The organism is Exiguobacterium sp. JMULE1, assembly GCF_013337175.1.
Taxonomy (GTDB): Bacteria; Bacillota; Bacilli; order Exiguobacteriales; family Exiguobacteriaceae; genus Exiguobacterium_A; species Exiguobacterium_A indicum.
Genome location: NZ_SGWC01000002.1, coordinates 1,201,476 through 1,217,080, shown reverse-complemented (window position 1 = coordinate 1,217,080; position 15,605 = coordinate 1,201,476). Strand labels below are relative to the sequence as shown.

22 protein-coding genes and 1 other RNA gene are annotated in these 15,605 nt (G+C 47.2%); 5 read left to right on the top strand and 18 right to left on the bottom strand.

Going from position 1 to position 15,605, the window contains the following annotated elements; translation table 11 throughout:
- Positions 1–2: 2 nt before the first annotated feature.
- Positions 3–464 (top strand): hypothetical protein, encoded by a 462-nt coding sequence (locus tag EXW93_RS06395; protein WP_174316167.1) that lies wholly within the window; start codon positions 3–5, stop codon positions 462–464.
- A gap of 79 nt (positions 465–543) precedes the next feature.
- Here EXW93_RS06395 and EXW93_RS06390 read toward each other — a convergent pair whose 3' ends face one another.
- The 9 genes from EXW93_RS06390 to rnpB all read right to left on the bottom strand — a co-directional run bounded on the left by EXW93_RS06390 (position 544) and on the right by rnpB (position 5,545).
- A complete protein-coding gene (locus tag EXW93_RS06390) occupies positions 544–1,020 on the bottom strand; it encodes a glutathione peroxidase (RefSeq protein WP_174316166.1) in 477 nt (158 codons plus the stop codon).
- 73 nt (positions 1,021–1,093) lie between these two features.
- On the bottom strand, positions 1,094–1,312 hold the full coding sequence (locus EXW93_RS06385; RefSeq protein ID WP_174316165.1) for a hypothetical protein: 219 nt from the start codon (positions 1,310–1,312) through the stop codon (positions 1,094–1,096).
- 74 nt (positions 1,313–1,386) lie between these two features.
- Positions 1,387–1,611 (bottom strand): hypothetical protein, encoded by a 225-nt coding sequence (locus EXW93_RS06380; RefSeq protein WP_174316164.1) that lies wholly within the window; start codon positions 1,609–1,611, stop codon positions 1,387–1,389.
- Between the two features lie 19 nt (positions 1,612–1,630).
- Entirely contained in the window at positions 1,631–2,131 is a 501-nt protein-coding gene (locus EXW93_RS06375; protein WP_174316163.1) for a GNAT family N-acetyltransferase, read from the bottom strand.
- A 25-nt stretch (positions 2,132–2,156) separates the two neighbouring features.
- Positions 2,157–2,447 carry a hypothetical protein gene (locus tag EXW93_RS06370; RefSeq protein WP_035397924.1) on the bottom strand — a complete coding sequence of 97 codons (291 nt, stop codon included), beginning with the start codon at positions 2,445–2,447 and terminating at the stop codon, positions 2,157–2,159.
- Positions 2,448–2,579: 132 nt separating this feature from the next.
- Positions 2,580–2,948 (bottom strand): hypothetical protein, encoded by a 369-nt coding sequence (locus EXW93_RS06365; RefSeq protein WP_174316162.1) that lies wholly within the window; start codon positions 2,946–2,948, stop codon positions 2,580–2,582.
- A 235-nt stretch (positions 2,949–3,183) separates the two neighbouring features.
- A complete protein-coding gene (locus EXW93_RS06360) occupies positions 3,184–3,630 on the bottom strand; it encodes an SRPBCC domain-containing protein (RefSeq protein ID WP_023467987.1) in 447 nt (148 codons plus the stop codon).
- 284 nt (positions 3,631–3,914) lie between these two features.
- Positions 3,915–5,060, bottom strand: a complete 1,146-nt coding sequence (locus EXW93_RS06355; RefSeq protein WP_029341397.1) for a THUMP domain-containing class I SAM-dependent RNA methyltransferase — start codon at positions 5,058–5,060, stop codon at positions 3,915–3,917.
- A gap of 111 nt (positions 5,061–5,171) precedes the next feature.
- An RNA gene (rnpB, locus tag EXW93_RS06350) (RNase P RNA component class B) lies at positions 5,172–5,545 on the bottom strand.
- Positions 5,546–5,679: 134 nt separating this feature from the next.
- Between rnpB and EXW93_RS06345 the strand changes: the two genes are divergently transcribed.
- Positions 5,680–6,123 (top strand): hypothetical protein, encoded by a 444-nt coding sequence (locus EXW93_RS06345; RefSeq protein WP_029341396.1) that lies wholly within the window; start codon positions 5,680–5,682, stop codon positions 6,121–6,123.
- Positions 6,124–6,170: 47 nt separating this feature from the next.
- Here EXW93_RS06345 and EXW93_RS06340 read toward each other — a convergent pair whose 3' ends face one another.
- From EXW93_RS06340 to EXW93_RS06325, 4 genes are all read right to left on the bottom strand, one after another.
- Entirely contained in the window at positions 6,171–7,514 is a 1,344-nt protein-coding gene (locus tag EXW93_RS06340; RefSeq protein WP_023467923.1) for a S8 family peptidase, read from the bottom strand.
- A 49-nt stretch (positions 7,515–7,563) separates the two neighbouring features.
- Positions 7,564–7,977 carry a hypothetical protein gene (locus tag EXW93_RS06335; protein ID WP_023467922.1) on the bottom strand — a complete coding sequence of 138 codons (414 nt, stop codon included), beginning with the start codon at positions 7,975–7,977 and terminating at the stop codon, positions 7,564–7,566.
- 59 nt (positions 7,978–8,036) lie between these two features.
- Complete coding sequence (locus EXW93_RS06330; RefSeq protein ID WP_023467921.1) at positions 8,037–8,729, bottom strand: hypothetical protein; 693 nt, start codon at positions 8,727–8,729, stop codon at positions 8,037–8,039.
- 69 nt (positions 8,730–8,798) lie between these two features.
- A complete protein-coding gene (locus EXW93_RS06325; RefSeq protein ID WP_235147642.1) occupies positions 8,799–9,794 on the bottom strand; it encodes a potassium channel family protein in 996 nt (331 codons plus the stop codon).
- A gap of 68 nt (positions 9,795–9,862) precedes the next feature.
- On the opposite strand from EXW93_RS06325, the gene EXW93_RS06320 reads away from it, so the two are divergent.
- From EXW93_RS06320 to EXW93_RS06310, 3 genes are all read left to right on the top strand, one after another.
- Complete coding sequence (locus EXW93_RS06320; protein WP_023467919.1) at positions 9,863–10,090, top strand: DUF1659 domain-containing protein; 228 nt, start codon at positions 9,863–9,865, stop codon at positions 10,088–10,090.
- A gap of 36 nt (positions 10,091–10,126) precedes the next feature.
- Positions 10,127–10,333 (top strand): DUF2922 family protein, encoded by a 207-nt coding sequence (locus EXW93_RS06315; RefSeq protein WP_023467918.1) that lies wholly within the window; start codon positions 10,127–10,129, stop codon positions 10,331–10,333.
- Positions 10,334–10,422: 89 nt separating this feature from the next.
- Positions 10,423–11,316, top strand: coding sequence for a hypothetical protein (locus tag EXW93_RS06310; RefSeq protein ID WP_023467917.1), 894 nt, complete (start codon positions 10,423–10,425; stop codon positions 11,314–11,316).
- A 99-nt stretch (positions 11,317–11,415) separates the two neighbouring features.
- Here the strand turns inward: EXW93_RS06310 and EXW93_RS06305 are convergent, their stop codons facing one another.
- The 5 genes from EXW93_RS06305 to EXW93_RS06285 all read right to left on the bottom strand — a co-directional run bounded on the left by EXW93_RS06305 (position 11,416) and on the right by EXW93_RS06285 (position 15,542).
- Positions 11,416–12,486 carry a hypothetical protein gene (locus tag EXW93_RS06305; RefSeq protein WP_174316161.1) on the bottom strand — a complete coding sequence of 357 codons (1,071 nt, stop codon included), beginning with the start codon at positions 12,484–12,486 and terminating at the stop codon, positions 11,416–11,418.
- Between the two features lie 12 nt (positions 12,487–12,498).
- Positions 12,499–13,317: a hypothetical protein gene (locus EXW93_RS06300; RefSeq protein ID WP_023467915.1), complete on the bottom strand. Its 819-nt coding sequence runs from the start codon at positions 13,315–13,317 to the stop codon at positions 12,499–12,501.
- Positions 13,314–13,994, bottom strand: a complete 681-nt coding sequence (locus EXW93_RS06295) for an ATP-binding cassette domain-containing protein (protein WP_174316160.1) — start codon at positions 13,992–13,994, stop codon at positions 13,314–13,316. The genes EXW93_RS06300 and EXW93_RS06295 overlap by 4 nt, the downstream gene beginning before the upstream one ends.
- Positions 13,995–14,297: 303 nt before the next feature.
- Positions 14,298–14,720, bottom strand: a complete 423-nt coding sequence (locus EXW93_RS06290) for a hypothetical protein (protein WP_055967405.1) — start codon at positions 14,718–14,720, stop codon at positions 14,298–14,300.
- 147 nt (positions 14,721–14,867) lie between these two features.
- Positions 14,868–15,542 (bottom strand): CPBP family intramembrane glutamic endopeptidase, encoded by a 675-nt coding sequence (locus tag EXW93_RS06285; protein WP_052017160.1) that lies wholly within the window; start codon positions 15,540–15,542, stop codon positions 14,868–14,870.
- Between the last annotated feature and the right edge of the window lie 63 nt (positions 15,543–15,605).

Below are 15,605 nucleotides of genomic sequence, written 5' to 3'. Positions count from 1 at the left end.
TCATGCAAGAAATCACGCTTGAGAAACTACAATTTCGCGAGGATTATCACATCGGACTCGATCAGTTCTTGATCGATGTCGCAAATGGTAACCGATTGATCTTTCATTTCCGTGGACATACGGAGGAGACGATGGTCATCGTCGGCGACTACAGCTGTAATTACTTTCAATTGACTTTCGAAGCGGATGCGATTCTGCTTCGTTCACCGGACCTCTATGAACTAAAAGAAGATGTCGAGATCAACCCGATTCCACTTCTGACGCTGACCGATTCAAAGCTGCTGACATTCGCACGTGAAATGATGAATCTCGATCCTACAAAAGACTGGGTTCATTACTGGCTCCGGGCGTTCGAGCAGGATTTTCATGTCTTGTCCCCCCGTCCACCGGTTCTGACCGACCTCGGACATAAGCGCAGCGATGCGATTGTCACCTATTCATTTGATTCTTTTAGCGTTGAATGACATAAAAAAAGCCCTACCTCGCCAAAGGTAGGGTATTCGTTCGTCCCGCCCAACGGCTCGCGCCGGACGGTTACTTGGATTATAGATACAAAGATAAGGTATTTTCAACCGACTGGACGGAATCGACTGGACTGAACCGCTGTACGACACGTCCTTGGCGATCGATTAAAAACTTCGTATAGTTCCATTTAATCTTCGACGACAGAAGACCGGAGCGTTCGCGTTTTAGGAATGTATAAAGCGGATGTTCATTTGGTCCATTGACGTCGATTTTCTGGAACATCGGAAACGTCACGCCATAGTTCAGCTGACAGAACTGCATCGTCTCTTCCTGACTCGCGAACTCCTGCTGATTGAATTGATCGCACGGAAAGCCAAGCACCGTGACTCCTTGCTCGTCATATTTATCGTACAATGCCTGTAGTTCGCCAAGTTGTTTGACGAGCCCACATTTGCTTGCCGTGTTAACGATCACGAGGACACGCCCCGCATAGTCACCTAATGAAACAGTCTCGCCCGCTGCGTTTTGTACGGTTGCATCGTATACGGTTTGCATGTTTCCCAGCTCCTTTGCCCCGAGTATAAGACAAAACGCGCATCCTGTCGTTTTCAGGCATGCGCGTAATGCTTTACCAGATTGTCTCTTCTTTGTCACTCAGTTTGATGACGAACGGTAGGATCAAGACGAACAAGAGACTGACGTATCCGAGCGATAAGTAATGTTGCGAGTCTTTTGAAATGTATTGCTTCACGCCGCAGTTCGGACACGCTTTTCCATGTTTCGCAAATCCGACAGCGAGCACTTCTTTCGTTTTGAACGTATATTGGCAATTCGTACAACGTACCATCTGACCATCTCCTTCTTCCTTATCTACTGGTGGATTCAGGAAAAAGTTTCATGAAAATAAAAGTAACCGACATCTTACCTCATCGATTCTTCCCGGTCGCTCAACCGAATTAGAAATGGCAAGAACAGGACGAACAAGAGACTGATATTCCCGAGTGATAGGTAAAATTGCGACTTCCGGGACATGTATTGTTTCACGCCACAGTTCGGACACGTCTTGCCTTTCCCATGTATCGCAACACTGACAGCGAGCACTTCTTTTGTGCTGAACTTATACTGACAATTCGTACAGCGTGCCATGACATCATCTCCTTTTCTGTTATCTACTTATAGAGTTTGGAAAAGGTTCCGTCGAGTGGATGGGTTGTAAACGCATCTTCAAAAATTCATAGCTTCCACCATTCGTCGCCTGTTGGAACCGTTCGACGGGAAGGAAGCCACTTTTCGTATACAAGCGAATCGCCCGCTCGTTGAATGTCGCGACAGCTAATTCAATTTGTTTAGGTGCATATCGGTCCATGATGAACGAAAGACCGGCTTCTAAAAATGCCACTCCATTTCCTCGGCCCGTCAAGTCTGGTCGCATGCCAAGTCCGACGTCAACGACGTCTGCGTTTGGTTCAAATACATAATAACCAATCAATTCTTCCCGATCCAACACAGCAAAATAATGTTCCGTCCGCTTTGCTGGATCGAGAAATTCTGCTAAATCTTCTTCGTCATTCGGCATATCATAAAATGCAAACGCCCCGTCATATTGCCACTCGTAGGCAATCTGTTCCGCCTGTCGTTGCGTCAGCGGTGAAAATGTATAGCTCATCAGGATTCAGCTCCTCTTGGATTCCTCAACGAGATCGATTCTTTCGGTAGTCTAACAGTAGCGGCAATACATTTAATCCGATCGAGATGAACGTCAATACCCACAGTGCCCGCTCCATGCCTGGTACGACGTCTTGTAACGCTGCCCAGTCCTCCCGCGCCACGAATTCTGCGACGAGTCGGTATTCCGCGCACAGCGTCAGTGCCGTAAAACTCAGTCCGAGCACCATCAGGAAACGATAGTCCTTACCGATCAAATAAAAGATGATATTCAGTGCCGTAAATCCAATCGCCAGTAAACCCAGTATGATCCACATTTTTCATTTCCCCCAAAGATAATCGTTGTATAATACCGTTCGTTTTGAACGCTTTTCAAGACTATGTATGCATCATGCTACTTCACTCATAAAATTTTGGCATCATTCATTTACTTTAATAAGACGCGTTTTTCAAGCGTGTGTTGAGCGATATTTATAAATACTCCAGATGCTGAAAACACTTAAAATCGTTCCAATGAACGAAAATAATGTTGTCGTCATTCCATTTTGTATCATGAAGCCAATTGGCATCAATCCGATAAATGTTAGAACAATAAAGGATTGATAGACTACATTGATGATATTGATTAGTGGATGGTTAAAGAACGATAAAATGAGCGGTGGTAAGAACAATACGATAGTCATGATCACCGAAATACGAAAGGCTAACGGCTCCTCTAACGAAATGACATGATCTCCCACTGCATTTTTTGATGCGATGAATAATAATGCCACTGCGGAGCACATTGTTAAAAACACGAGCAATACTTTTCTAAGCATAATTTGACCTCCTTTCTTCCATCATATCATTCTCTCTAAATAAAATGTTTATATTATACTTTAAATAACATCATTTAACAATTATTAAAAATTTTATATTTTTATTTTTTATCTTTTTACAAACTAAACAGCATTACTTTCTATACCTTACTCACAAAAAAATCCCTTCTTAGACTAAAGTCCATGTAAGAAGGGATTTAATATGCAAAACGATACATTTCTCTTTTTTAGAGTGTTATGGATTTAACTGATCAACAAGAGTATAGTTACCTGCTTCGACATAAGTCGTAAAACGATCCAGAATACTTTGCCATGAAGCACGTTGTGCATCCGGATCATTCACTTGATCGTCTTCAAAAATTTCAATCACTTTCGTTCGATGGCGCAACGGAATGAACATGACTTCGACAAGTCGTCCATCTTCTAATTGATAGCGCAAATGCTCTAAGGGTGAGACTTCCTGATACGTACCCAAATATTCAACATATGTCGGACTTCCTTCGCGTTGCATTCGACTTTTAAAATGTCCCTGTTCCATTAATTCGTTCTCGACATGTGTCGTATACCAGCCATTCGATGATCGATACCATTGCATCATGTGCTGCGGTTCTGTCCACAGACGCCATACGGTCTCGATTGGAGCTGAAATCGTTGACGATATCATTAAAAAATTATCCAACATGTTCCCTCCACTTCAAAGTCTTCATTAAAGAAGTTAATCCTCTTAGATTTTTTCTAAGGATAACTTTCGATAGACTAGTCTAATTTCCCTACTTATTTATCGAAATAGTTTTAAAGAACTAAGAAAACAGGTCAGATGAAATGTTTATTCAGGAACTTTGTACCTTAGTCATAAAAGAAAGTAGAAATTCAAAATAAAAAACCGCTCAACAGAGCGGTTCGTGAGAAAAATCCCGATTTTCACATCAACTGTGCAATGAGATTTTTATAGGTGCTAGAAATGGCTTAAGCCTGCGGACGTTTTCGACGCAAACCATAGTATTGGTAGAACTGAACTTCGATGTTCCCGTTATAGAGCTTCCGGCGCTTCGTCGCTGGACGACCGTACGCTTTTTCGAACTCAACATACGACGTGATCATATAGACACTGTAGTATGGGAATTCTTTGTACGCCGTTCCAATCTTACGGTAGAGCTGATGGACTTCACGTGCGTCCTCCAAACGCTCCCCGTAAGGCGGGTTCCCGATGATGACACCGAAGTCTTCCTTCGGTTTGAAGTCTGCTGCGTCACGTTGCATGACGTTGATCGCATCGCGGACGTCTGCGAGTTCTGCGTTCGTTTTCGCGAGCTTGACCATCTCTGGATCGACATCGCTTGCGTAGATCTTCAACGGTTTGTCCCACTCTGCTTTTTCGTTCGCTTCGTTGATCGCATCGAACCATGCCTTCTTCGGAATGCATTTCCATTCCTGTGAGACGAACTCGCGGTTGATGCCTGGTGCGATATTACGCCCGATCATCGCTGCTTCGATCGCCAGTGTACCTGAACCGGTGAAGACGTCGTAGAGCGGCATATCCGGCTTCCAGTTCGTCAGCATCAGCATCGCTGCTGCCATCGTTTCTTTGAGTGGGGCTGCTGAGTGGAATTCACGGTAGCCGCGTTTGTGTAATGCGTCGCCTGACGTATCGATCGTTAATGTCGCGATATCTTTTAACAAAGCAACTTCAATCGGATAACTTGCGCCGGTTTTTGGCAACCATTCCGTTCCTTTGTTGTACTGTTCTTGCATGTGCGAGACGATTGCTTTCTCGGTGATCTTCTGACAGTCACGGATCGAGAACAGCTTCGACTTGACCGAACGACCGTTGACGATGAAGTTCGCATCCCACGGCATCAATTCGTGCCACGGCAGTGCCTTGACTTGATCGAACAATTTTTCGAATGTCGTCGCGCGGAACTCAGCAACGACGAGTTTGATCCGGTCCGCTGTCCGAAGCCACATGTTCAAACGGGGAATGTCCTCCATCTCACAATCGATGTAGACTTTTCCGTCCTCGACCGTACATTCGTATCCTAACGCACGGACTTCTTTTGCGACGAGCGCTTCGATTCCCATCGCCGCTGTCGCGATGACTAAGCGTTTTGCCATATCGCGTTCACTCCTTTATCTTTTCTTCCACTGGATCGTTTCATTGCAATAAAAAAAGAGCCCAGGGTGGACCTGGACTCTCGTTCAACTTAAAAATAACAGCCTATGTGGTCCTGTAAGCCATGTTCTGTTCCTTAGTGTTTCAAACGGTTTGACCCTCACACGCAGGCGACAATCATCTATCTCCGTATTTGCATACGCTCTCCTTCGCGTTCAGTTCCGCTCAGGAAATTCCCCTACCAAATTTGGGTTTCTCGCTCGTGGGGTTTACCTCGTTCCACCTTCATGGTTTCCCATGAAGCTCCGTCACTGTGGCACCTTCAAGAAGTTTCGGCCCTATCCGAAGACTTAGGCGTTCCTTCTGCCGTCAGCTTGACGCTGCCTACACTTATCTTTTTGTGTAGCACGATCACTACAGCCATCGCAGGCTGTGCGAGCATGGACTTTCCTCAAAGCACCGAAATGCCCCGCGATTGTCCGAACCAACATAGTCACTGCTTATGAGTGTAGCGTAGATGCCGCTTTCCTGCAAGAGGCAATTCTCGTTTTATAAACGAAAAAGTTGCGTCCCTGCCTCATTTCACGGTATAGTACAAGAGTTCAGAAGGGGGCATGCAGTATGAAAAAACGACGCTCTGGTACGAACCGGCGAACGGTTCGCAAGTTGACGTTCCTGATCGAGATCGATGAGATCAAGGCACTTCATCTGCGAAACGGCATCTTCGCCTTCTATCGTCAAGGAGAGCTCATCCACGCGTTCGAGCCGTTCAACGTCAAGGCGCCCGATGCACTCTCAAAACGTAGCTATCATTTCGATCAACACGATATCTTGCTTATGAATGAACGTTTCCCTGAGCAAATCCCGTTGTATGATGAAGCAATGACGTTACGCTCTTGGGCCGACCAGGTCGCTTATGGTTTATACCAATTGATCGATTCCAGTCGCTTGTCGTTCGTCCATGAGGATGACACAGGATACAAGATGGAAGCGATGATCACGTGGACTGGAGAGGCATTAACACCTCCGACGCCCGTCTATAAAAAAGGAAAAGACCCGAAGTAACCTTCAGGTCTCGTACAGTGCTTCCCACTCGGTGGGAGGCGCTTTTTTTATTTCACGGTCAGGAGTCGTTCGACCGTTCGCGTATGGCGTCCACCACTCGTCTTGAATACGAGTTTATAGGACCCTTTTTGTTTCAATTGATACGTGAACTTGTGCGTCCCATTTTTTAATTTCGACTGGGTGAACGTTTTAATAACTTTCCCATCTTTATAAAGACGGGTCGTCGTTTTCGCATTCGAATATTCGTCAAAGTAAAACGCGAATAGTTGATTCGGTTTGACTGTTGAAGGGAGCGACACTTTAGAAATTGGCGCTGGAAGCGCCGCTAACATTCCGGCATTCAAGCGACCGACTCCGTAATGTGAACTTGTATCTCCTGTTTTTTTGGTCGCAGCAGCATACAGTTTACTGCGCATCGCTTCATTCGTGACGAATGGATTCTTTGATTTCGCAAGCGCCAATACCCCGCTGACGACCGGTGTTGCCATCGATGTCCCGTCTAAGTAACCATACTTATTCCCAACGATCGTTGAATAAATCCCTTCACCCGGTGCCATGATGTTAAGTCCTTTGCCGTAATTCGAGAACGTCGACGCTCGACCGAGTGTGCCAACAGCCCCAACGGCGACGACTTGACTCATCGAACCTGGGAAGAGCACTTTATTGCGCCCATCATTCCCCGCTGCTCCAACGACAAGGATGTTCTTCGCTTCTGCTTTTTTGATTGCTTCTTCCATGTAGGGATCGAATTCATATTGTCCGAGCGACAGGTTGATGACGTCTGCTCCCTGCTCGATCGCATACAAAATACCGTCACCGATATCAATCGACGCAGCAAAGTCACCATCGAATACGTCGGCTCCGATCAATTTAACACCGGATGCGACACCAACGATCCCTTTCCCGTCTTCCCGTGCCCCGACGATCCCAGCGACGTGCGTTCCGTGATCGTCCGGTTTACGGATGCCCGAGATCGTCGTCGTTTTATAAATGACGTCCTTGAACTCGCGGTGTTTCGTATCGATCGCGTCATCAATGATTGCAACGCGAATATCCGATTTACCACGGCTGTACTTCCAGTAAGTAGGGATCCGTGACTGATCGAGATACGTTTGCTGGAACTGGGCAGAATCCGTCGCTTTCTTGACGTCCGTGATCGGAATCAAGTCGGCATCGATATCCTCTTCTTCGAGATGTGCAAGTGGCTCGACGAGAGAGAATCCTTTTTGTTTCAAGGCACGAATCTCGCTTAGCCCCTGATTCGCCAACCAGTTTTGTTTTTGTTGTTCTGTAAAAGTTGGGTCGTATTGTACGTATTGAGACTGCGCAAAGGCAGACGTTGGCATGGCGACGATTGTCGCTAGCGTGAGTAGTGCAAGTTGCTTTTTCATGGGAACCCTGCCCTTCTCTGTTTACGCGCCGACCGAAGAATCGTCTGGACTAAAGCGGAACCGTACCGTCCGGTTCTTCGCTGACTTCAAAAGGAATGATTTTTCCGATCGTCACGTAAGCATAATAGCGTGCAAGGACCGCACGCCAACGCGTTGCATCGATGCCTGTCAGATCTTCACCTAACGGGGACCCGTCGAACGTCTCGAACTGTTGGCAAAAGAACGCTTCCTCTTCTTCATGCCACGTTACTTCTTCGCCGATGAACCCAGTCGAAAAGCGGACGAAGTCCGCAATCGAGGGTCCAATCACTTCTGCCGGCAAGCGTTCGCTCATCCGTCCGACCAGTTCATACCGGTCGCGTTGTGCTTGTTCCGCTTCTTCAATCGAATGACACAGCAGCACTTCACGATTTATTTCTACTAACACGACATAGTCACCACTCGGTAAATTGACGTGAATCATCCCTACACCCCTTGGATTGGATTCGTGCGGCTTCTAGGTGTCATTTTTTCTTCGATAATTTATAATGTCCATTTTCGATCAAATGTTAATTCAATCGGCTCGTTATCTTTCGACTTTAACATAACGACCCGTGTCGTTTCAATTTGATCGAGGAGATCCGCTTGACGAAGAGACTGAATTTCCTTCGACGAACCGGCTTCAATCCGATCTCTGTACGGGGCAAGCAACGCTTGTTGATTGCTCGCGAGCGCGTACCAGGCAAGTCGAGCGAACGGCTCATCTTTTGCTGTCTCGAGCGCGTAGCTCTCGAAGATATCTGGAAGATAACTGCTAAATTGATCAAGCGCGTCGATGCGTTCTGCAACGTCGAGAATCGTTAACCAACTCGGGAGCGACAGCAACGATTCACTTGACCACCAGTCGAGTAAATCGACATGTTCTTTAAGTAATTGCTGTGCTTCTGGTCGATCAATCATATGTTGTAGGGTCTGGATGAGTTCGTTCCAGGCAAGCGACCAGTATTCTTCCGATGGATTAGCTGAAAGGAAGAATTGACGATAGACCGTCAGCAATTCCGAAACGTCCGTTAATGGTTCGACTTCCAATCGCTGATTAAAACGGCTAACTGCTTTTGTAAAATAATTTGGTTCAAGCGTTAATGCCATATAGAGTAATTTTGGTGCGTTTTTAATTTCGCCTTGATCGACCGTCTCGAATAATTCTTGAATCCATTCTGGTTGTGGTTGTGTCATAATCCTTTTCCTCCGTCTAGTAAATTTGTTTACTATACCCGAAAAAAGATTAGTTAAATCCTTTCTTCCCTAAATCGCTCCAATTCGATTCGCCGTCTCTTCTGAGCAAAGGACGATCAATGTCCCGTTTTTCGGAATCGTTTCATCAAGTCGCCGATTCAAATCAAGCCGTTTCCCGTCGGACAGAATCGTCACCCCTTCTTCTAGCAAGGCATGAAACGCATCGCGGTATGTCGCCCATTCCGGTCGCGTCGGAATCGAGAACATCCCTTCACCGTCTTTCGTCAACAGATTCGTCACGACCTTCGTCACGCCAGGATGATGGGACGCGAGGATCGCCATCCGGGCAATCGTCTCGTCACCAAGCAACACCTCATCGACCTTGACCTGTTCGAAGCTGTCGAGGTGTTCTTCGAGCATCATCTCGACGATCGTGTAGATGTTCGGGTTCGCCCGTTCGATGCTTGAAGCGATCAACAGTGTCCGTCCGTCAGCATGGACCGGGGGAATCGAATGATCCGCGAGGACGATCGCACGGACCGCCTTTTCGATGTGAGCTCGCTCGAGCGTCGACGTCAGCGCCGGATCACCACAGACGTAATGGAACCGAGGGTGACTGAATGGCTCCCGCTCTAGGTCGTCGACGAGGACGACATCCGTATGTTCGAGCAATGACTCGATGACGTGCTTCGAACGTCGACTATAACCGAAGACGACCGTATGTCCTGTTTCCTTCACTTGTAACAACCCTCTTTCCTTTTGATTACGAATCAACTGGACACCGTCGACCAGTTTTGAGATCAATCCACCGACGATCCCGATCCCGAAGATGAACACGAAAATCGTCAGAATCCGACCGGTATCCGAGTTCGGGAAGAAGTCACCGTATCCGACCGTGACGACGGTCGTCATCGTCCAGTAGACAGCGCGGAAGTAGGACCCGAATGTTTCCGGCTCAAGCGCATACATGATACCTGCGACACCGAAGACGAAGATCAACGATGCATATCCGAGCGTCCGCATCCGTAGAAACGAGACTTTTCGTAAAAAACGTAACCAGACCATGTTTTTTTCATTCCTTTCGAACAATCCGGTCTCTTCCCCTGTCAATAAGGGCGAAGGAGGTGATACACATGACACAAGCAGAAGAGATCAAGACGAGTCTCGTCATCGTCTTCGAGCGTAAGGACAAGGTGACAGCAAACGGTGATGCCGTCGTCGCTCGCCGCCGCTACAACGGCTTACGTTCGAATCTTCCAGCAGACGTCGTCGCTTCGATTGGGCAATCGATCGGCAGCTTACTCGACGGACGCTACGCGCTGACGGAAATCAGCCGTGACTACGCTTTACTGAAGGCATAACCCATCCTCTACATTTCATGAAAGGAGTGACCATTGATGGAACATACGATCGTCCTGACGTTCGATACGGTGACGAAAAAGCCGTATCGCTTACGCATCGCTGGCGCAAAGGAGAATGCGACCGTGGCTGAGATCAAAGCAATCGGTGACTTGTTCGTCGCCCATGACCCGTTCATGAACGGTGTCACACGTCTCTCGTCCGCCGAATTGCAAAACAGTTCGGAATCGGCATTCGTCTTGTAAGCTTTTTCAGTCCATCGTCACGGGATTACGTGACGATGGCTTTTTTTTGGTATACTAGAAACATCAACCAGCTGAAAGGAAGTCAATTTATGGCCAAACGCCCACTCACTCCTCGCGAATGCGAACTCGTCGTCTGTAGTCTCTACGTAATGGAACTCATCCCGTTCGAAGGCATCATGGAACGTCTCGAATCCATTACGCTCCGAGACATCATCGGCCCCGTCGCACGTGGTGAATCGACGCGGGAGCAAGCTGCTGACGCGCTTGACCAGTACATCAAGGTCCGACGTCGCCGGTTCCGCAACGTCCCACCGGAACATCTGTGGTCGCTTGACGACCGGATTGAACAAGAAGCACTGCGGATGATCCGCAAGCGTTCACCGCTCTCGGCAGGAGAAAAGCTCCAGCCAAAAGCCATTCCTCATGAAATGGGGGATACAGTCGAGATGAAAGTGACCGAAATTCAGGATCGCAACAACAAAGTGACCTTAATCGGAAAAGTCGGTAACGTCACGGCGAAACTCCCGGTCGCGAACCGTCAAGCCTATAAAGGCAACAAGACGATTTCCGCCTGGATCACGGGTGTCGAAAAGAAACCTGCCTTACTTCATTTGTCGACATCCGATTACGGCAAACACCAGCCGTCAGAAGACGTCAAGGCAGCGTATGCGACTGCCGTCGCCGCTTTACGTCGCTATTTCGAGACGAACGAGCTCCCGACGACCGAAGAAGTCGACCTTGCAAAATCACTGTTCCAACGGATGATCCGTCGCGATCAGAACGATTGGTTCACGGTTTACGTCGCGATGGGTCGCCCGCAGCTCGATCACGTCCGGCGCTGGGTCAAGGTCATCCAGATGCTCGCCCGCTCCCTGCGTGGTGACGAAGAAGCGACACAACAACTTGCTTCGCAAGAAGATCGCTTCTTCAAGGATGCCTTATTGCGTGCCTGTAAAGCGGCAGAGAAAAACTTCACGTCTTAATGCTTTCGCCTTAACACGTATCGATTCCTAGTCAAAACGAAAAAATAACGCTTCGCACCGGACAACTTTTCCGGTGTGAAGCGTTTTTGTATTCGTTGATCATTGAACTGAAAAATCGTAGATATTCGTTCCTTTTTTGCGATTCGCATCCTTGATTTTTCCCTGATATATCAATTGCTCATGCTTCAAATCAATCACGGACACTTGGAAGCCAGCGTTCGTCTCGGATGAGAGATAAAGTTGCATCTCGTCCGTCGAATCCAACCAATCAATCTTTTTCAAAACAAGCGGACTACTTACACTATGCTCGGATAATCGTTTTGTTTCCAAGTCGAACGTCGACCATTCGATGCGTTTCGTCTCTCCTTCTGGCAGACGGAGTCCAATCAGGTAACGACCATTTGCATAAGGCGTATAACCGATTTGTTGCTGATCTAACTCCTCGATGGACCGAACGCTTTTCCCATCATCAAGGAAATAAGAATGTTTCGTGTTCTCTTCGTCGCCATCAAATGGTTGTTCCGTGTAGACGATCTCATTTTGATGAATTGCTAAAAATTGACGCGCGTTTTTAGGCGCTACTGGTTTTTGAAGAACGATTTCTTCGACTCGGTCGCCTGTTAAATCGAGCACAAGAAGTTTCGTTTTCGTGGGCTGATCGATCCGATCAAGTTGGATGTAAACTTTCATCGCCTGCTTATCGATGACACTGGCTTGTAAGTCAATCCCTGTCTCAAGTTTTGTATCATACTGAAATGTTTTCTCGAACATCTCCTCCGTCTTGAACGTAAACATCTTAAATCGTAATTTATTGTGTTTAATCTGAATCGCATACTCCGATTGTTCATCTCCACTTACATTTGTTTCCATTTTTGTCGTGAATGCATAATATTTGTCTGGTAAATCCGTCATTTTATCTTCACGGAATAGTTGTCCGACGTAAGAGTTTGACTGTTTTTCGATGTCACCCTTTGCGTTGACATCATAAATCGTCGAGCGCATCCCTTTCGTCTGAAGACGTAAATTAAAATTTTCGATTTGCGAAGACTTTCCACTGACGGTCTCAAGCGACAAGTCCGCCCCTTGGATCGATAGTGTATAACCGATGTAGCTTCCGATTGTCATGAGAATGATCAATCCATAGATCAAAAGTTGACGATATCGTTTCATGAGAGTTCTCCTTTAGACGGATAGGCGCGTCTGGACTAACCGCAGATTTTTATACGACACATATAACGTCAAGAGCACGACGTACCCGAGATAAAATTGCATGTGCAGTTGACTCAAATCGTTCGAAATAGCTGACAACGTCACACCTATCACGATCCACCCGGCAATCAGCGCAATCCCGGTTAATCCGACGAGGAAGAACGCTTTGCTCTTTCGGAACGATCGCTCAAGTAAAACTGTCATGAAAACGAACGAGATGACGATGAATGTCATCAGTAAGATGAATAAAATATCACTCGGATACATTGTGTAGAACAACTTCATGTAGAAGGAGTATTCGTTGATGCTAGCTGTGACTTGTTGAGCATCTGGTAATAACCATAAGTAGAGAGTGCGACTAAGCAACAACAAGACCCACTGGATGCCGATCAGACTAGCGACGACAAGTAAGAGTGTCGTCATCTTCGATGCAACAATCGCCCGGCGTGATCCAGGAAGCAATAGTAGCCGGTAGATGTACTTCGTCTCGCCCATCCAGTCGCGGTACCAAATCCAGAACGCGAACAGGACAATCATCCCCATCGCTAATACAATGATCGAATCGTAAAAATTCGTTGCTTGCGCAAATAACAGCGGACCACCACCCTGCTCGATGGCGTCGAGTTCTGATATCTGTTCGATCCGCATCGTTGCCTCAACCGAGTGCTGATAATCGTAAATCTGATAGAGCAGTGACGCAATTTCTGCGACAATCAATCCTGAAATCAACAAAACCAGTAATTTCGTACTTCGTTTCAGTTCTTCATTCGTTAATAACAACCAACGTTTCATCCTTGATAAACCTCCCGCATCCGGTCCTGGACCGATTGATGATGACGGCCGCGCAGCTCATCCGTCTCTTTGACTTCAACGATCTTTCCGTCCCGTAAGAATAATACTCGGTCAATCACCTGCTCGACCTCAGCGATTTCGTGTGTCGTCATCAGGATGCTTCGTCCTTCCATGAACTCACTTGAGAAAATCCAGGCAATCTGTTCCTTCATGAAGAGATCGATTCCCGCGAGCGGTTCGTCGAGTAATATGTACGGTCGATCAAGCGCGAATCCTAAGACGAGATTGAACTTCGCCTTGTTCCCTTTTGATAAGTTCGCCATTTTATCCGTCGTAAACAGCTGGAACGTCTCTAGTAACCGTTCCGCTGTCTCTTGATTCCAATCCGGATAATGATCCGTCATATACGTGAGCGCTTGTCCAATCGTCATATAGCTCGGCATCGTCTGAAGATCAGGCACGAATGCGATTTTATCACGCGACGTTTTACCGTCGACCGTCACCGTCCCGGCATCCACCGGAATCAAACCGAGAATTGCTTTTAGGATCGTTGACTTCCCTTCCCCGTTCAAGCCGATCAGACATGTCACTTCGTTTAGACCGACAGAGAACGTCACGTCACATAAGACGTGCTTTTTTCGTCCGTATCGCTTTTGTAGCCCTTTCACTTCAAGCACTAGACTTCCCTCCTTGATTACGACCATTGTATTAAGACAATAGTACATCTGTTAACTGTATGGTACATGCCATACAGTCTAGCGTCAACCTGTTTTTTCCTGCTATCATCCAGAAAATGAAAAGGAGCCGGACAAAAATGTCCGACTCCGCGAGTACTTTGATTTTGTTTCTACTTTTTATGACCGGAAGAAAGGAGAGCGATTTGTTCACTCGAAATCACTTCCCAGGAAAACGATTCGAGATGAACAAAAAAAAGAGAGGACGCCCTAATGGACGCCCCCTCTGAACACGTGACTGGTGTTTCAATAAATATCAATCGTTGACTCCAGTGCCCGGCATGTCCGACGCACGGTCGGTAAGAAGTCGGTCCGTTTTGCGACACCGCCTTCAATCTGGACATGCTGAATGCCCTTCGTCCGCTGCATCGCTGTTAAGACGGTGACCAGCTCTATGAACCAATTCGAGATCAGTTCGACGACCTGTTCGTCAAAAGCGGCAGCACCATACACATCATACCCGTTCTCGCAGAGATGGTTCGGGAAGCGGGCTTTAAACCGATGAATCAAAGTGTCCGTCGTCGGAATCAAAAATTCGTCGTAGATGACACGTTGTTCGGCATCAAGCGTTTGTTCTGTCACACCATCCATCATCAAATGTGGCTGATTGCCGATATTCAATGTCCAACTCGTCTTCTTTCGCTCGCCAGTGGAAGTGATCGTTCGCATGGTTTCATCCATCTCCTTTTGATGTGTAAGCGTTTACCTTCTCATTCTACCTGTCATTTGACCTATTCTGCAACCGTCAACTTGACCAATTTAAACGATAACTTCGCTTGACATTCAGTCTATCAAACTCAACGCTTTTTGACGATGTCAGGAATTAACATCGTCCTTGTAGACGTAGACGGCAACGAGATCAATCAAGACATGGATGATGATCAGCGGCCAGAGTGTCTCGAGCGCTAGATACAAGTAGCCGAACCCCGCCCCGATCAGCCCCGTCACGAGAATCGCGAACCACCCTTGATAACGATGGGCGACCCCGAACAAGATGGCCCCGATCCAGACAAAGCTAACGTCTGAAAACGGTAAAAATAATCCGAGCGTATGAAAGAGAAACCCGCGATAGATCAACTCTTCCGTCACTCCTGCCATCAGCGCGACCATTTGGAACCCCGTTCGCTCCTCTTTCGTTCGCGGTAAAATCAGTCGTTCCGCTTCACTTTGATAAAGCGGCAACAAACGTTTGCGAAACGCTGGAACGGTCGCTGTCAAAAGCAAGACGATACAAAGCAAGACAAGCAGTCCGATTGTCGCGTACCAAACCGGACCACTTGGGACAAAAAACGTCAAACCGATTTCCGGCAACCGTGTGCCGCTAATCAGCGTGCCACCGACGAGCAACAGACATAAGATGCCGCTCGACTGGACCATCGAGGGGTAGAATTCCTTGCGAGGAACGATCGTCAAATCGACTGGTCGGACCGCTGCGATGATTGAAAGGACGACGAGCAATCCGAGTAAAAATCCATTTAGGAAGAGATACATGACTTCGACTCCTTTTTTGATTCCACACTCCCGTCACAGAAAGTGCTATTAGACCCTACTAAA

Coding starts and splice junctions, on each gene's coding strand:
- EXW93_RS06395 (WP_174316167.1), top strand. CDS start 3: ATGCAAGAAATCACGCTTGAGAAACTACAATTTCGCGAGGATTATCAC.
- EXW93_RS06390 (WP_174316166.1), bottom strand. CDS start 1,020: ATGCAAACCGTATACGATGCAACCGTACAAAACGCAGCGGGCGAGACT.
- EXW93_RS06385 (WP_174316165.1), bottom strand. CDS start 1,312: ATGGTACGTTGTACGAATTGCCAATATACGTTCAAAACGAAAGAAGTG.
- EXW93_RS06380 (WP_174316164.1), bottom strand. CDS start 1,611: ATGGCACGCTGTACGAATTGTCAGTATAAGTTCAGCACAAAAGAAGTG.
- EXW93_RS06375 (WP_174316163.1), bottom strand. CDS start 2,131: ATGAGCTATACATTTTCACCGCTGACGCAACGACAGGCGGAACAGATT.
- EXW93_RS06370 (WP_035397924.1), bottom strand. CDS start 2,447: ATGTGGATCATACTGGGTTTACTGGCGATTGGATTTACGGCACTGAAT.
- EXW93_RS06365 (WP_174316162.1), bottom strand. CDS start 2,948: ATGCTTAGAAAAGTATTGCTCGTGTTTTTAACAATGTGCTCCGCAGTG.
- EXW93_RS06360 (WP_023467987.1), bottom strand. CDS start 3,630: ATGTTGGATAATTTTTTAATGATATCGTCAACGATTTCAGCTCCAATC.
- EXW93_RS06355 (WP_029341397.1), bottom strand. CDS start 5,060: ATGGCAAAACGCTTAGTCATCGCGACAGCGGCGATGGGAATCGAAGCG.
- EXW93_RS06345 (WP_029341396.1), top strand. CDS start 5,680: ATGAAAAAACGACGCTCTGGTACGAACCGGCGAACGGTTCGCAAGTTG.
- EXW93_RS06340 (WP_023467923.1), bottom strand. CDS start 7,514: ATGAAAAAGCAACTTGCACTACTCACGCTAGCGACAATCGTCGCCATG.
- EXW93_RS06335 (WP_023467922.1), bottom strand. CDS start 7,977: ATGATTCACGTCAATTTACCGAGTGGTGACTATGTCGTGTTAGTAGAA.
- EXW93_RS06330 (WP_023467921.1), bottom strand. CDS start 8,729: ATGACACAACCACAACCAGAATGGATTCAAGAATTATTCGAGACGGTC.
- EXW93_RS06325 (WP_235147642.1), bottom strand. CDS start 9,794: ATGGTCTGGTTACGTTTTTTACGAAAAGTCTCGTTTCTACGGATGCGG.
- EXW93_RS06320 (WP_023467919.1), top strand. CDS start 9,863: ATGACACAAGCAGAAGAGATCAAGACGAGTCTCGTCATCGTCTTCGAG.
- EXW93_RS06315 (WP_023467918.1), top strand. CDS start 10,127: ATGGAACATACGATCGTCCTGACGTTCGATACGGTGACGAAAAAGCCG.
- EXW93_RS06310 (WP_023467917.1), top strand. CDS start 10,423: ATGGCCAAACGCCCACTCACTCCTCGCGAATGCGAACTCGTCGTCTGT.
- EXW93_RS06305 (WP_174316161.1), bottom strand. CDS start 12,486: ATGAAACGATATCGTCAACTTTTGATCTATGGATTGATCATTCTCATG.
- EXW93_RS06300 (WP_023467915.1), bottom strand. CDS start 13,317: ATGAAACGTTGGTTGTTATTAACGAATGAAGAACTGAAACGAAGTACG.
- EXW93_RS06290 (WP_055967405.1), bottom strand. CDS start 14,720: ATGCGAACGATCACTTCCACTGGCGAGCGAAAGAAGACGAGTTGGACA.
- EXW93_RS06285 (WP_052017160.1), bottom strand. CDS start 15,542: ATGTATCTCTTCCTAAATGGATTTTTACTCGGATTGCTCGTCGTCCTT.